The following is a 13,433-nucleotide window of genomic DNA, read 5'->3' as shown; positions in this document are numbered from 1 at the left end:
AAAAGGTAAATATAACCTTAAGCCTGTAAATTGACAAAACAAGGATAGACCTATATCTTGAAGACAGGATGGACTACCCCCTTCGTTTTGCCGACCAGCTCCGGGCGCACCTCCAGGCGCTGCGGAAGAAGCGCGGCCTGACGCAGGCGCAGGCCGGCGCCCTCGTCGGCGTCAGCCAGGCCCGGATCGCCGAGATCGAGGCGAATCCGGGGGCCGTCGGCTTCGAGCAGTTGATGAAATTGCTGGCGGCGCTGGGCGCGTCGATCTCGCTGCACGACGAGGACGAGGCACCGGCGAATGCGGAACTTCCCGATGGCGACCCGCGCCCGAACGACCGCAACGCGCCGCGCGCCTATGGCCGGGTGCCGTCGCCGGCCGCGCCGGTCGTCCAGGAAAAAGGCGTGGAACCGCCGGCCGCCCCGTCGCTCCCCGAACCGCAAGCGCCGCGCCCCGCCGCGGCTGGCCCCGCGCCCGCCGCCCGCGAGCGCTTCGCCGCCACACCGAGGAAAGGCTCCTGGTGAGGCGCGCGCTCAAGGCCTGGATGAACGGCGAGCTCGTCGGCACCTGGTCGGTCGATCGCGAATCCCACACCTTCCGCTACGAGCCCGCCTGGCTCGCGTCGCCGCGACGCCGTTCGCTGTCGCTCTCGCTGCCGATCACCACGGCGCTCGAAGTCCAGGGCGAGGCGGTGCGCAACTACTTCGACAACCTGCTGCCCGACAACGAGCGGATCCGCGCGCGGCTGGGCCAGCGCTTCGGGCTCAGGAACACCAAGGTCTTCGACCTGCTCGAAGCCATCGGCCGCGACTGCGTGGGCGCGGTGCAGTTGCTGCCCGACGGCGCGGTGCCCGAAGGCTGGGACCGCGTGAACTGCGAGCCGCTCGCCGACGAGCAGGTGGCCGAGCTGCTGCGCGCCGTGCCGACCGAATCGACGCCCGAGCGGCTGCGCGACCGCGACCTGTTTCGCATCTCGCTCGCGGGCGCGCAGGAAAAGACCGCACTGACCCGCGTCGACGGCCGCTGGTGCCGCCCGCATGGCGCCACGCCGACCACCCACATCCTCAAGCTGCCGCTGGGGCTGATCGGGGGCTCGCGGCGCGTCGATGCCTCGGACTCGGTGCAGAACGAATGGCTCTGCGCGCGGATCGTCGGCGCGCTGGGCCTCCCGGTCGCGCCGACCGCCATCGAGACCTTCGTCGACCAGAAGGTCTTGGCGGTCGAGCGCTTCGACCGCGAATGGATGGCGGGCGCGAACGGCGAGCGCTGGATCGCGCGCCTGCCGCAGGAAGATTTCTGCCAGGCAATGGCGCTGCCGCCCGAGCGCAAGTACGAGCAGCACGGCGGCCCCGGCATGACCCGCTGCCTGCAACTGCTGCAGGGAAGCCGCAGCCGGGACGACGGCACGCTGTTCCTGCTCGCGCAGCTCGCCTTCTTCCTGCTGGCGGCCACCGACGGGCATGCCAAGAATTTCTCGATCCACCTGCAGCGCGGCGATGCCTACGAGATGACGCCGCTCTACGACGTGCTCTCGATGTGGCCCTACTTCGGCAACGGCGCGAGCCAGTTCCAGCCGCGCCGGGCCGAGCTGGCGATGGCCGTGCGCTCGAAGAACGCGCACTACGCGCTGCACACCATCCAGGCCCGCCACTGGTGGGGGCTCGCGATGCGCAACGGCGGCGACGACACCTGGCGCGCGATGCTCGCGATGGTCGAGACCCTCGACGAGGCGCTGGCCGAGGTCGAGGCCGTGCTGCCCGCGGACTTTCCCGCGCGGACCTGGGAGGCCGTTTCCCGCGGCATGCGCGCCGAGGCACGGCGCTTCCTTTCGGGCGTGGCGCCCGCCGCGACGCGCTGACCCGGTCTCGTCCTCCAGCCGGATGCGCTCGCCGCGTGCCGGCGTGTAGGACGCCCGTGCATTGACTTCGGCCTTCCGCGGGCGATGCTGGGAACGGGTTCCGGCTCGTAGGCCGGACCGCAGGAAGGAAGGCTTTCATGGAACAGACAACGACAACAGCCATGCCCTCGCGCCAGGGTGGAACGCAGAAGCTCTGGGTGGTGATCGGCGTGCTCGCGGTGGCGGTGGCCGCGCTCGGCGGCGCGCTGTGGCAGAAGCACCAGGGCGGCACGGCGGCATCGCCGCCCGTGGCCCTGGCATCCGGCCCGGCACCCGACGACTTCAAGCCCGATGCCGCGCCGCCGGCGCTCCAGCCCTTGCCGTCCGGCCCGACTGGGACCGCGACCTCGGCGGCGCCTGCGCCGGCCATGAGCGCCACGCCGCAGCCCGTTCCAGCCACGGGCCCTGCGCCGATGGCCGCCGTGCCCGAACCGGCCGCCGCTCCGCCTTGCGCGGTCTGCGGCCATGTCGAGACGGTGCGCGCCGTGCAGCGTACCCAGCGCCCGAGCGGCGTCGGCATGGTGGCCGGCGGCGTGGTCGGCGGGCTGGTGGGCAACCAGATCGGCCATGGCGGCGGCCGCACGGCCGCGACCGTGCTCGGCGCCGTCGGCGGCGGCTATGCGGGCAACGAGATCGAGAAGCGCACCCACACGGTCACCGTCTACCAGGTCGGCGTGCGCATGGACAACGGCACGCTGCGCAGCGTCGAGACGCGCAGCGCGCCGCCGATCGGCAAGGCCGTCAGGCTCAAGGGCCACACGCTGAGCCCGGCCGACGGCCACAAGTAGACCCCACCGGTGTTTCGAGACACGCCCGGCCTTCCGGCCGGGTATGCGCGTTTACGAGAATATTGACGGTATATCCTTAATATATTTAAATCCGCTCCGTCCCAGCCCCGCCCATCCGGGCCCATCCAAGGAGCGAATTCGTGAGCAACCCCCGCTGGCAAGGCATCTTTCCCGCCGTCACCACCAAGTTCCATGCCGACGAGCGCATCGATGCCGAAGGCACCGCGCGCCACATCGACTTCCAGATCCGCAACGGCATCCACGGCCTCGTCACCTGCGGCTCGCTCGGCGAGGCCAGCACGCTGTCGCTCGAGGAGAAGCTGCAGGTCGCGCAGATCGCGCTCGAGGCCGCCGACGGCCGCATCCCGGTACTGGCGAACGTGTCCGAGACCAGCACCCGCGAGGCGCTGCGCTACGTCGAGGGCGGCAACAAGCTCGGCGTGGCCGGCTACATGGTCATGCCCTCGGTGATCTACGTGGCCGACGCGCGCGAAGCCATGCTCAACGTGCGCACCATCGCCAACGCGGCGCAGAAGCCGGTGATGGTCTACAACAACCCGGTGGCCTACCGCGTCGACCTCAAGCCCGAGCACATGGTCGAGCTGGCCGACTGCGAATGGATCGCGGCCATCAAGGAGAGCACCGACAACATCCGCCGCATCACCGACCTGCGCAACACGGTCGGCGACCGCTACCAGCTGTTCCTCGGCGTGGACGACCTCGCCTACGAGGGCCTGGCGCTGGGCTGCGACGGCCTGCTGGCCGGCGTGGGCTGCGCGTTCCCGCGCGAGACCGTGGCGCTGTACGACCTGATGAAGGCCGGCCAGTTCGCCGAGGCGCTCGAGCTCTACCAGTGGATGACGCCGATGCTGCATCTCGACGTCTCGACCAAGCTGGTCCAGAACCTCAAGCTCATCGACCACCTCGTGGGCGTGGGCACCGAGCACGTGCGCCGTCCGCGCCTGCCGCTGGTGGGCGCCGAGCGCGAGGCCATCGAGGCCATCGTGAAGAAGGCGCTCGCGACCCGTCCGGCCAAGTACCAATCGGTCGCCTAAGCCCTTCGTTTGCTGCGTTTCCCCCGAGGGCGGCGCCCTCGTTTCCCTCGTACCCTCCGTGTCCCCTTATCCAGGAAGAAGCATGAAGACACCATCGAAGATGATTCCGCTGCTCGGCCTCGTGGCGCTGGCCCTCGCAACCCAGGCGAAGGCGCAGGAGCAGGTGGTCAAGATCGGCCATACCGGGCCGCTCTCCGGCCCCAATGCGTTCGCGGGCAAGGACAACGAGAACGGCGTGCGCCTCGCGATCGAGGAGCTCAACGCCAAGAAGCTCGTGGTCGGCGGCAAGACGCTCAAGTTCGAACTCAAGTCGGAGGACGATGCCTGCGACGCCAAGAGCGGCGTGGCCGTGGCGCAGAAGTTCGTCGACGACAACGTCAAGTTCGTCATGGGCCCGTACTGCTCGGGCGTGGCCATCCCGGCCTCGCGCGTCTACAGCGACGGCGGCGTGCTGCTGTCGACCGTGGGCACCAACCCGAAGGTCACGCAGGGTGGCTACAAGAACCTCTACCGCATCATCGCGAGCGACAACCAGATCGGCGGCAGCATGGCCGTGTACGCGGCCAAGGTGCTCAAGGTCACCAAGGTCGGCGTGATCGACGACCGCACCGCCTTCGGCCAGGGGCTCGCCGAGGAGTTCACCAAGGAAGCGAAGAAGCAGGGCCTCACCGTGGTCGGCCAGGAGTTCACCACCGACAAGGCGGTCGACTTCACCGCCATCCTGACCAACATGAAGGCCAAGCAGCCCGAGGCGATCTTCTTCGGCGGCTATGCGCCGCAGGGCGCGCCGATGACGCGCCAGATGAAGCAGCTCGGCATCAACGCCAAGCTGCTCGGCGGCGACACGCTGTGCAGCCCCGCGATGGGCAAGCTCGGCGGCGACGCGGTCAACGACGCGGTGTTCTGCGCCCAGGGCGGCTCGATCCTCGAGAAGGCGGTCAGCGGTCCGGCCTTCAAGGAGAAGTTCAAGAAGCGCTTCGGCGTCGATGCCGATGCCTACGCGGCTTCGTACTACGACCAGGTGATGTTCATCGGCGAGTCGATGGCCAAGGCCAACTCGATCGATCCCGACAAGGTCGGCGCCGAGCTCTACAAGACCACCTACAAGGGCGTGGCCGCGACCTATGCCTACGACGACAAGGGCAACATGAAGCAGGCGCCGATCACGGTGTTCACCTTCAAGAACGCCGCGCCGACGGCGCTCGCGAGCTACTGAGCCACGCCTTCCCGGAAGGGGCCGCGGCCCCTTCCTCCTCCTTTTCCTTCAACGCATCGCCGTCTTCAAGGAAGGCGATGCGCCCATCTCCATGCACCGCATCCAGATCATCGACTCGCACACCGGCGGCGAGCCCACCCGCCTTGTGACCGGCGGCTTCCCGGACCTCGGCCGCGGCAGCATGGCCGAGCGCCGCGCGCTGCTGGCCGAGCATCACGACCAATGGCGCGCCGCCACCGTGCTCGAGCCGCGCGGCAGCGACGTCGTGGTCGGCGCGCTGCTGTGCGAACCGGTCGCGCCCGATGCCGCGGCCGGCGTGGTCTTCTTCAACAATGCGGGCTACCTCGGCATGTGCGGCCACGGCACCATCGGCCTGGTCGCGAGCCTCGCGCACATGGGCCGCATCGGCCCCGGCGAGCACCGCATCGAGACGCCCGTGGGCACCGTCACCACCACGCTGCACGCGGATGGCGCGGTCAGCGTGCGCAACGTGCCGGCGTACCGTCACCTGCACCAGGTGGCCGTCGAGCTGCCGGGCCATGGCACCGTGCGCGGCGACGTGGCCTGGGGCGGCAACTGGTTCTTCCTCGTGAGCGAGGCCGCGCACGGCCAGCGCGTGGCGAGCGACAACCTCGCCGCGCTCACCGACTACACGGCCGCGCTGCGGCGCGCGCTCGCGGCGCAGGGCATCACCGGCGCCGAGGGCGCGGAGATCGACCACATCGAACTGTTCGCCGACGACGCGGACGGCGCCGACAGCCGCAACTTCGTGCTGTGCCCCGGCAATGCCTACGACCGCTCGCCCTGCGGCACCGGCACCAGCGCCAAGATCGCCTGCCTCGCGGCCGACGGCAAGCTCGCGCCCGGCCAGGCGTGGACGCAGGCCAGCGTGATCGGCAGCCGCTTCGAGGCCAGCTACGAGCCCGCCGACGACGGCCGCGTCATCCCCACCCTGCGCGGCCGCGCCCACATCAGCGCCGAAGCCACCCTGCTGATCGACGAGGCCGATCCCTTCGGCTGGGGCATCCGGCTCTGACACGGCAGATGGCCGAGGCGGATGCGATCGTCATCGGCGCCGGCATCGTCGGCGCCGCCTGCGCGCATGCGCTCGCGCGCGCCGGCCGCCGCGTGCGCGTGATCGATGCGCGCCGGGGCGGTGCCACCGGCGCCGGCATGGGCCACCTCGTGGCGATGGACGACAACCGCGCCGAGCTCGAACTCAGCAGCCGCTCGATCGACCTGTGGCGCACGCTCGCGCCGCGCATGCCGGCCGATTGCGCGCACAGCGCCTGCGGCACGCTCTGGATCGCCGCCGACGACGCGGAGATGGCCGAGGCCGAACGCAAGCGCGAACGGCTCGCCGCGCTGGGCATCGCGAGCCGGCTGCTCGATGCGAAGGCATTGGCCATGGCCGAACCGGCATTGCGCGCCGGCCTCGCGGGCGCGCTCGAGGTGCCGGGCGACGGCATCCTCTATGCGCCGAATGCGGCGCGCTGGCTGCTCGCGGATGCGGGCGATGCGATCGAATTCGAGCAGGCCCGGGTCGCGGCCATCGAGGACGACGGCACGCTGCTTCTGGTCGACGGCGGCCGGCGCCGCGCCGCGCAGGTCGTGCTGGCCGCCGGCCTCGAGGCGGCCGCGCTGTGCCCCGAACTGCCGCTGCGGCCCAAGAAGGGCCACCTGCTGATCACCGACCGCTATCCGGGCACCGTGCGGCACCAATTGGTCGAGCTCGGCTACGTCACCAGTGCGCACCATGCCGAGGGCGACTCGGTCGCCTTCAACGTGCAGCCGCGGCCCACGGGGCAACTGCTGGTCGGCTCCTCGCGGCAGTTCGACACCACCGATCCCGCGGTCGAGCCCGCGATGCTCGCGCGCATGCTGCGGCGCGCGATCGACTACCTGCCGGGCCTGGGCGAACTCAACGCCATCCGCAGCTGGACCGGCCTGCGCGCCGCCACGCCCGACGGCCTGCCGCTGCTGGGCGCGCATCCATGGCGCGAGAAGCTGTGGCTCGCGCTCGGCCACGAAGGCTTGGGCGTGACCACCGCGCCGGGCAGCGCCGAGCTGCTGGTGGCGCTGATGACGGGCACGGGCACTGCGCCGCCGTTCGATGCGCGGCCTTTCGCGCCCGGGCGGCTGCTCGAGGCAGTGGCATGAACGCCGCGCCGCAGGTTCTGTTGCAGGTCGACGGCCGTGAGGTGCGCGTCGCGGCCGGCAGCTCGGTCGCCGCCGCGCTGCGCATCGCCGACACGACCCCGGCCATGGGCGTCGCGCGCGTCTCCGTCACGGGCCAGCCGCGCGCGCCCTTCTGCGGCATGGGCATCTGCCAGGAATGCCGCGTCGCCATCGACGGCCGTCGCCGCCTCGCCTGCCAGACCGTCTGCGGCGAAGGCATGCGCGTGGAGACCCTGCGATGAGCACCGACGCCATCGGCCTCGAGCATTGCGACCTGCTGATCGTCGGCGCCGGCCCCGCGGGCATGGCCGCCGCGCTGGCGGCCGCGCCCAGCGGCGCGTCCATCGTCGTGATCGACGACAACCCCGTGCCCGGCGGCCAGATCTGGCGCGATGGCCCCGGCGTCGCCCTGCCGCCGGCCGCGCGCCGGTTGCGCGAGGCGCTGGCCGCCCGCGCCAACGTGCGCGTGCACAGCGGCACGCGCGTGGTGGCCGCCAGCGCGCCGCGCGAGCTGCTGCTCGAGGAGGCAGAGCGCGCCTGGCGCCTGCGCTGGAGCAAGCTCGTGCTGTGCACCGGCGCGCGCGAACGCCTGCTGCCCTTCCCGGGCTGGACCCTGCCGAGCGTGACCGGCGCGGGCGGCCTGCAGGCGCTGATCAAGGCCGGCCTGCCGGTGGCGGGCGAGCGCATCGTCGTCGCCGGCACCGGCCCGCTGCTGCTGGCAGCCGCGGCCACCGCGCGCCAGGCGGGCGCGAAGGTGCTGCGCATCGCCGAGCAGGCGGCCTTCGGCGCGGTCGCGGGCTTCGCGCTGGGGCTCGCGCGCTGGCCCGGCAAGGCGGCGCAGGCGCTGACGCTGGTCGATGCGGCCTACCGCACCGGCTCGCACGTGGTCGAGGCACTGGGCACGACGCAACTCGAATCGGTGCGCCTGAACCAGGGCGGCCGCATGCAAGAGATTGATTGCGAGCGCCTGGCCTGCGGCTTCGGCCTCGTGCCCAACACCCAGCTCGGCCAGATGCTCGGCTGCGCGCTCGCGCCCTTCGGCGACAGCGGCACGCTCGCGCTGGTCGTCGACGAGCGGCAGGCCACCAGCCTGGACGGCGTCTACGCGGCCGGCGAATGCACGGGCTTCGGCGGCAGCGAACGCGCGCTCGCGCAGGGCGCCATCGCGGGCCATGCGGCCGTCGGCGACGAAAAGGCCGCACGCTTGCAATACGCCGAACGCGCGCGCTGGAACGCCTTCGCCACGCGCCTGCACCGCGGCTTCGCGCCCGGCCCCGCGATCCGCGCGCTGGCCCGGCCCGACACGCTGGTGTGCCGCTGCGAGGACGTGCCCCTCGCGGCGCTCGCCGGCTGCGGCGGCTGGACCGACGCCAAGCTGCACCAGCGCTGCGGCATGGGGCCGTGCCAGGGGCGCGTGTGCGGAGACGCCGCGCAGTTCCTGTTCGGCTGGACGCCGCCCGCGCCGCGGCCGCCGCTGTCGCCCGTGCGCATCGCGACGCTGGCCGGCCTGGGCGCGCGCGACCCGGACTGATCCACACTACGCAGATCCGCGTCCCCGAACCTCCATGGCTGCTCCGATTCCCGCCCCTGCCCCCGCGTCCGCCCCGAAGCGCCGCGCCGCCGACATGGCCTACGACGCCATCGAGACCCTGCTGTCCACGCTGCAGCTCGAGCCCGGCAGCCAGATCGTCGAGGCCGAGCTGGCCGAGCGCACCGGCCTGGGCCGCACGCCGGTGCGCGAGGCGCTGATGCGAATGGTGTCGATCGGCCTGGTGGTGCAGCAGGCGCGCCGCGGCCTGCTGGTGTCGACCATCGACCTCGCCGACCACCTCGACGTGGTGCAGACGCGCCGCGTGCTCGAGCAGCTGATCGCCACCTGCTCCGCGCGCCGCGCCACCGCGCCGCAGCGCAAGGAGATCGTGCGCTGCGCCGAGCAGATGGTGGAGGCGGCCGCGCGCGGCGACCTCGACGGCTACATGCGCGCCGACCATGCGCTCGACCTGGTGAACCACCAGGCCAGCCACAACGACTCGGCCGTCAAGGCCGTGACGCCGCTGATCGTGCAGTGCCGCCGCTTCTGGTACGCCTACCAGCACCAGGGCGAGATCGTCGAGGGCGCCAATGCCCACCTCGAACTGGCGCAGGGCATCGCCACCGGCGACGAGGCCGCCGCCATCGCGGGCGCCGACCGGCTGATGGACTACCTCGAGCGCTTCGCGCGCAAGATCATCGACCGCTAGGCGTCTGCGGGGAAGTCCGCGTGCATCGTCCGGACCCGCGGCGCATACTGGCCCGATGGCCGCCGCACCCCGAGCCCGCCCCGAGGATTTCTTCAGCACCGACGAATGGCAGGCGCTGACCGCGCGCTCGTCGTGGAAGGGGTTGTGGCTGGTCGCGCACTGCTGGGGCGTCATCGGCCTCGCGATGCTGGTGGGCATCGTCTGGCCATGGACCCTTCCGCTGATGGTGCCGATCGTCGGCGCGCGCCAGCTCGGCCTGTTCATCCTGATGCACGACGCGGCCCATGCGGGGCTGCACCGCAACCGCCGCGTCAACGACTGGGTCGGCCACTGGCTGTGCTCGTCCACCCTGCGCGACTACCGGCCCTACCACCTGCAGCATCATCGCTTCGTCCAGCAGACCGAGGACCCCGACCTCGTGCTGTCGGCGCCGTTCCCGATCTCGCGCGCCTCGATGTGGCGCAAGGTCGTGCGCGATCTCAGCGGCCAGACTTTCTACAAGCAGCGCTTCGGCCATGTCGCCGAAGGCATCCGCCAGCGTGCACCGGGCGAATCGGCGCTGAAGGCGTTCGCCCGCGAACTCGCGAAGGACCGCCGCTTCTTTCTCGCCAACGGCCTCGGGCTGCTGGCCTTCGCGCTGGCGGGCTACTGGTGGGCCTGGGTCCTGATGTGGCTGCTGCCCATGGCGACCTGGCTGCCGCTCGTGAGCCGGGTGCGCAACATCGCCGAGCATGCGCTGGTGGCGCAGAACGAGGCCGATCCGCTGCGCCAGGCGCGCACCACGCATGCCAACCTGGCCGAGCGCATCTTCATCGCGCCCTACTGGGTCAACTACCACTGCGAGCATCACATGTTCACCAGCCTGCCGTGCTGGAGCCTGCCGCGGGCGCACCGGCTGTTGCAGCGCGGTGGCACCACCGCGCGCATGGAGGTGCAGCCCGGCTACCTGAGCCTGCTCAAGCAGGCCACCGCGGCCTGAAACTTCAGCGCGTCGCGGGCCGCGCCGCCGTGGGCAGCGCCCCGCGCTGCGCATGCTGGCTCAGCCAGATGCTCGCGATCACGATGGCGATGCCCGCCACCTGCAGCGGCGACAGCCGCTGGCCCAGCAGCACCCAGCCGAGGATCACGGCCGTCACCGGGCTCAGGAAGGCCAGCGAGGCGATGGCGGCCGGCTCCAGCCGGGCCACGCCGCGAAACCACAGGATGTAGGTCAGCGCGGCGCCCACCAGGCCCAGCCAGCCGAAGCCCAGCCAGTTGGTGGCCGTGAGCGGCGGCAGCGCCGGTTCGAGCCACAGCGCCACCGGCAGCAGCAGCAGGCCGCCCGCGGTGAGCTGCCAGGCGGTGAAGGTCAGCGCCGAGACCGGCGGCTGCCAGCGCCGCGCCAGCACGGTGCCGAAGGCCATCGACACCGCGCCCGCGAGCGCCGCCGCGATGCCCACCGCATCGAGCCTGGCCTGCGGCGTGAGCACCAGCAGCGCCACGCCGCCGAAGCCCACGGCGGCCGCCACCACCGACAGCGCGCGCACCCGCGTGCCGAGCAGCGCGCTCGCGAGGAACACCACCATCAGCGGCTGCAGCGAGGTGATCGTGGCCGCCACCCCGCCCGGCAGCCGGTAGGCCGCGATGAACAGCATCGCCCACAGCAGCGAGAAATTGAGCGCGCCCAGCACCAGGATGCGGCCCCACCAGGCGCGTTCGGGCAACTGCCGCACGATGGCCAGCAGCAGCAGGCCCGCGGGCAGCGCGCGCAGCATCGCGACCGTGAGCGGGTAGTTCGCGGGCAGCAGCTCGGTGGTGACGATGTAGGTGCTGCCCCAGATCGCGGGCGCGGCGGCGGTCAGCAGGATGTCGGCGCCCCGGGCGGGAGGGCGGGCGCTGCGGTCGGTGGTATCGGTCATGGAGGCTTGAATCTATTCAATTGACCGCTGGTTGTGAATGTCTGAATAATGAATTGATTCATTACCAATGGTTGTGGATCATGGACCATCTCACCGCCCTCCAGGTCTTCCGCACCGCCGCCACCAGCGGCAGTTTCGCGGGCGCGGCGCGCCAGCTCGGGCTGTCGGCCGCCGCGGTCAGCAAGAACATCGCCGAGCTCGAGGCGCACTTGAAGGTGCGGCTCATCAACCGCACCACGCGCAGCATGAGCCTCACCGAGGCCGGCGCGGCCTACCACCAGCGGCTCTCGCGCATCCTCGACGATCTGAGCGAGGCCGACGCCGCGCTCGCGCCGATGGGCAGCAGCCCGTCGGGCGTGCTGCGGGTCAGCGCGCCGCTGACCTTCGCGCTGACCTGCATCTCGCCCGGCATCCCGGCCTTCATGGAGCGCCATCCGAACCTCAGGCTCGAGCTCGACCTGCAGGACGCGCGCACCGACCTGATCGGCGGCGGATACGACCTCGCGATCCGCGGCAGCGACCGGCTCGAGGACTCGAGCCTGGTGGCGCGCGAGCTCACGACCATGACCCACGTGCTGTGCGGCGCGCCGGCCTATTTCGCCGCCCGTGGCCGGCCCGCGCGGCCCGAGGACCTGAAGGCCTTCGACTGCGTGCAGTTCACGCTCTCGGGCCATGCCCACAAGTGGACCTTCCGGCGCGCCGGTCGCAGCGTGGCGGTGCCGGTCGACGGGCGCTACAAGGTCAGCTCCAGCCTCGCGGTGCGCGACGCGCTGCTCGCGGGCTTCGGCCTGAGCCTGATCCCGCGCATCTACGTCGCGCACGAACTGGCCGCGGGCCGGCTCGAGGCGGTGCTGGATGACTGGGAGGCCGACCGCACGCCGGTCTATGCCGTCTATCCCTCGCGTCACCTGGCCGCGAAGACGCGCGCCTTCGTCGACTTCCTGCTCGAGCGCTTCGCCTCGCGCTGACCGTTGAGCAACCGCCCGATGGGCGTGCGGCGCGCCAGCAGCTCGTAGCTCGCGAGCGCGGTGAGCGAGGTGGCGGCGATGTTGAGGCCCATCTTCGCGAGCGCGCCCAGCGGCGCATGGAACAGCAGCACGCCGAAGCCGACGGTGCCGAGCATGTGGACCAGGTAGACCCAGTACGAGCTGCGCGAGAGGTAGTCGAGCACGCCGTTGCGCCGCGGCAGCCAGCGCACGAAGGCGCCGATCAGCGCCAGGCTCCAGAGCCAGCCGGCGGTGCCGTAGGCGAAGGCGATCCAGAACGCGGCATGCGGCAAGGGCGCCGTGCCGCGCGCGGCGCCCAGCAGCGCGAGCGTCGCGCCGAAGAAGCCCAGGCCCGCGAGCGCCAGGAGCTGGCAGCGCGCGGCGAAGCGGGCGAGCAGTTCCTGCCGCCCGTGCAGGCACAGGCCGAACACGAAGAACAGGCCGCTGTGCACCCATTCGCCCCAGGGCGGCAGGAAGGAGCCGCTCTGCGGCGCCAGGCCCGTGGGATGGAAGGACCCGGCCACCGCCAGCGGCAGCGCCAGCACCAGGACGCCCCAGGGCTGGCGCGCCAGCAGTTCGAAGCCGCGCGAAAAGCCCGCGCGCAGCCGCGCCGGCACGAAGCGGCCCAGCTTCGCGCCGGCCCAGGCCAGCACGCAGAGCCAGAACAGCTGGTAGATGAACCACAGGTGCAGCGTGTTGAATGGCGAGCCGCCCGGCGGGCGCGGCGGCGCCAGCGCCGCGTCGAGTCCCGGCACGCCACGCACCGTGAGGTGGATGTAGACCATCGCGAGCAGCGTGGTCAGCGCGAACAGCGGCGGCCAGAACAGCGCGAAGGGCAGGGCGAGCCGCAGCGCGCGGTGGCGCAGCATGCCGCCGGCGCCGCGCCGCTCGACCAGCAGCGCGACGAAGAAGCCCGCGAGCACGAAGAACACCGGCATGCGGAAGCCGTGGATGAACAGCAGCAGCAGGTCGGCGACGCGCGAAGTTTGCGGGTCGCGCCAGGGCAGCGGCGAGGCGACGGTGATGTGGTTGAGAGCCACGTGCAGCACGATGCCCAGCCACATCATGAGGGCGCGCAGGTTGTCGAGCGCGTGCAGACGTTGCGGGGCGGAAGGAGGGGTGTTGGCGTTGTTCATGCGGCCACTGTTGGGCCTCACGCAACGTCAGGGTCAAGCGGG

14 protein-coding genes are annotated in these 13,433 nt (G+C 71.6%); 12 read left to right on the top strand and 2 right to left on the bottom strand.

The features are described 5' to 3' along the window. Positions 1-68 precede the first annotated feature (68 nt). The 11 genes from ACODT0_RS09665 (at position 69) to ACODT0_RS09615 (ending at position 10,350) form a co-directional block, all read left to right on the top strand. Positions 69-521: a helix-turn-helix domain-containing protein gene (locus tag ACODT0_RS09665; protein ID WP_489041141.1), complete on the top strand. Its 453-nt coding sequence runs from the start codon at positions 69-71 to the stop codon at positions 519-521. Positions 522-541: 20 nt separating this feature from the next. After that, positions 542-1,855 (top strand): HipA domain-containing protein, encoded by a 1,314-nt coding sequence (locus ACODT0_RS09660; protein ID WP_489041193.1) that lies wholly within the window; start codon positions 542-544, stop codon positions 1,853-1,855. Between the two features lie 137 nt (positions 1,856-1,992). Then, positions 1,993-2,682: an outer membrane lipoprotein gene (locus ACODT0_RS09655; protein WP_479671150.1), complete on the top strand. Its 690-nt coding sequence runs from the start codon at positions 1,993-1,995 to the stop codon at positions 2,680-2,682. A gap of 140 nt (positions 2,683-2,822) precedes the next feature. Further along, the gene (locus ACODT0_RS09650) at positions 2,823-3,737 is read left to right on the top strand and encodes a dihydrodipicolinate synthase family protein (protein ID WP_489041140.1); all 915 of its coding nucleotides are present in this window, start codon (positions 2,823-2,825) and stop codon (positions 3,735-3,737) included. Between the two features lie 82 nt (positions 3,738-3,819). Next, positions 3,820-4,953, top strand: a complete 1,134-nt coding sequence (locus ACODT0_RS09645; protein ID WP_057593242.1) for a branched-chain amino acid ABC transporter substrate-binding protein — start codon at positions 3,820-3,822, stop codon at positions 4,951-4,953. A gap of 91 nt (positions 4,954-5,044) precedes the next feature. Beyond that, complete coding sequence (locus ACODT0_RS09640; RefSeq protein WP_489041139.1) at positions 5,045-5,989, top strand: 4-hydroxyproline epimerase; 945 nt, start codon at positions 5,045-5,047, stop codon at positions 5,987-5,989. Positions 5,990-5,997: 8 nt separating this feature from the next. Next, on the top strand, positions 5,998-7,113 hold the full coding sequence (locus ACODT0_RS09635) for an NAD(P)/FAD-dependent oxidoreductase (RefSeq protein WP_489041138.1): 1,116 nt from the start codon (positions 5,998-6,000) through the stop codon (positions 7,111-7,113). Then, entirely contained in the window at positions 7,110-7,373 is a 264-nt protein-coding gene (locus ACODT0_RS09630) for a 2Fe-2S iron-sulfur cluster-binding protein (RefSeq protein WP_296799798.1), read from the top strand. The genes ACODT0_RS09635 and ACODT0_RS09630 overlap by 4 nt, the downstream gene beginning before the upstream one ends. After that, entirely contained in the window at positions 7,370-8,662 is a 1,293-nt protein-coding gene (locus ACODT0_RS09625) for an FAD-dependent oxidoreductase (RefSeq protein ID WP_489041137.1), read from the top strand. Before ACODT0_RS09630 ends, ACODT0_RS09625 begins: the two co-directional genes overlap by 4 nt. A gap of 34 nt (positions 8,663-8,696) precedes the next feature. Beyond that, positions 8,697-9,371, top strand: coding sequence for a GntR family transcriptional regulator (locus ACODT0_RS09620; RefSeq protein ID WP_057598405.1), 675 nt, complete (start codon positions 8,697-8,699; stop codon positions 9,369-9,371). 55 nt (positions 9,372-9,426) lie between these two features. Continuing rightward, positions 9,427-10,350, top strand: coding sequence for a fatty acid desaturase family protein (locus tag ACODT0_RS09615; RefSeq protein WP_489041136.1), 924 nt, complete (start codon positions 9,427-9,429; stop codon positions 10,348-10,350). 4 nt (positions 10,351-10,354) lie between these two features. Here the strand turns inward: ACODT0_RS09615 and ACODT0_RS09610 are convergent, their stop codons facing one another. Further along, entirely contained in the window at positions 10,355-11,269 is a 915-nt protein-coding gene (locus ACODT0_RS09610) for an EamA family transporter (protein ID WP_208513064.1), read from the bottom strand. Positions 11,270-11,349: 80 nt separating this feature from the next. On the opposite strand from ACODT0_RS09610, the gene ACODT0_RS09605 reads away from it, so the two are divergent. Then, the gene (locus ACODT0_RS09605) at positions 11,350-12,237 is read left to right on the top strand and encodes a LysR family transcriptional regulator (RefSeq protein ID WP_261208871.1); all 888 of its coding nucleotides are present in this window, start codon (positions 11,350-11,352) and stop codon (positions 12,235-12,237) included. Here ACODT0_RS09605 and ACODT0_RS09600 read toward each other — a convergent pair. Then, positions 12,174-13,391, bottom strand: a complete 1,218-nt coding sequence (locus tag ACODT0_RS09600) for an acyltransferase family protein (protein WP_489041135.1) — start codon at positions 13,389-13,391, stop codon at positions 12,174-12,176. The genes ACODT0_RS09605 and ACODT0_RS09600 overlap by 64 nt on opposite strands. Between the last annotated feature and the right edge of the window lie 42 nt (positions 13,392-13,433).

It is taken from the genome of Variovorax sp. FG153 (genome assembly GCF_057809595.1).
Note: the sequence above shows the minus strand (reverse complement) of the source record. Positions and strands in the feature narration are given on the sequence as shown.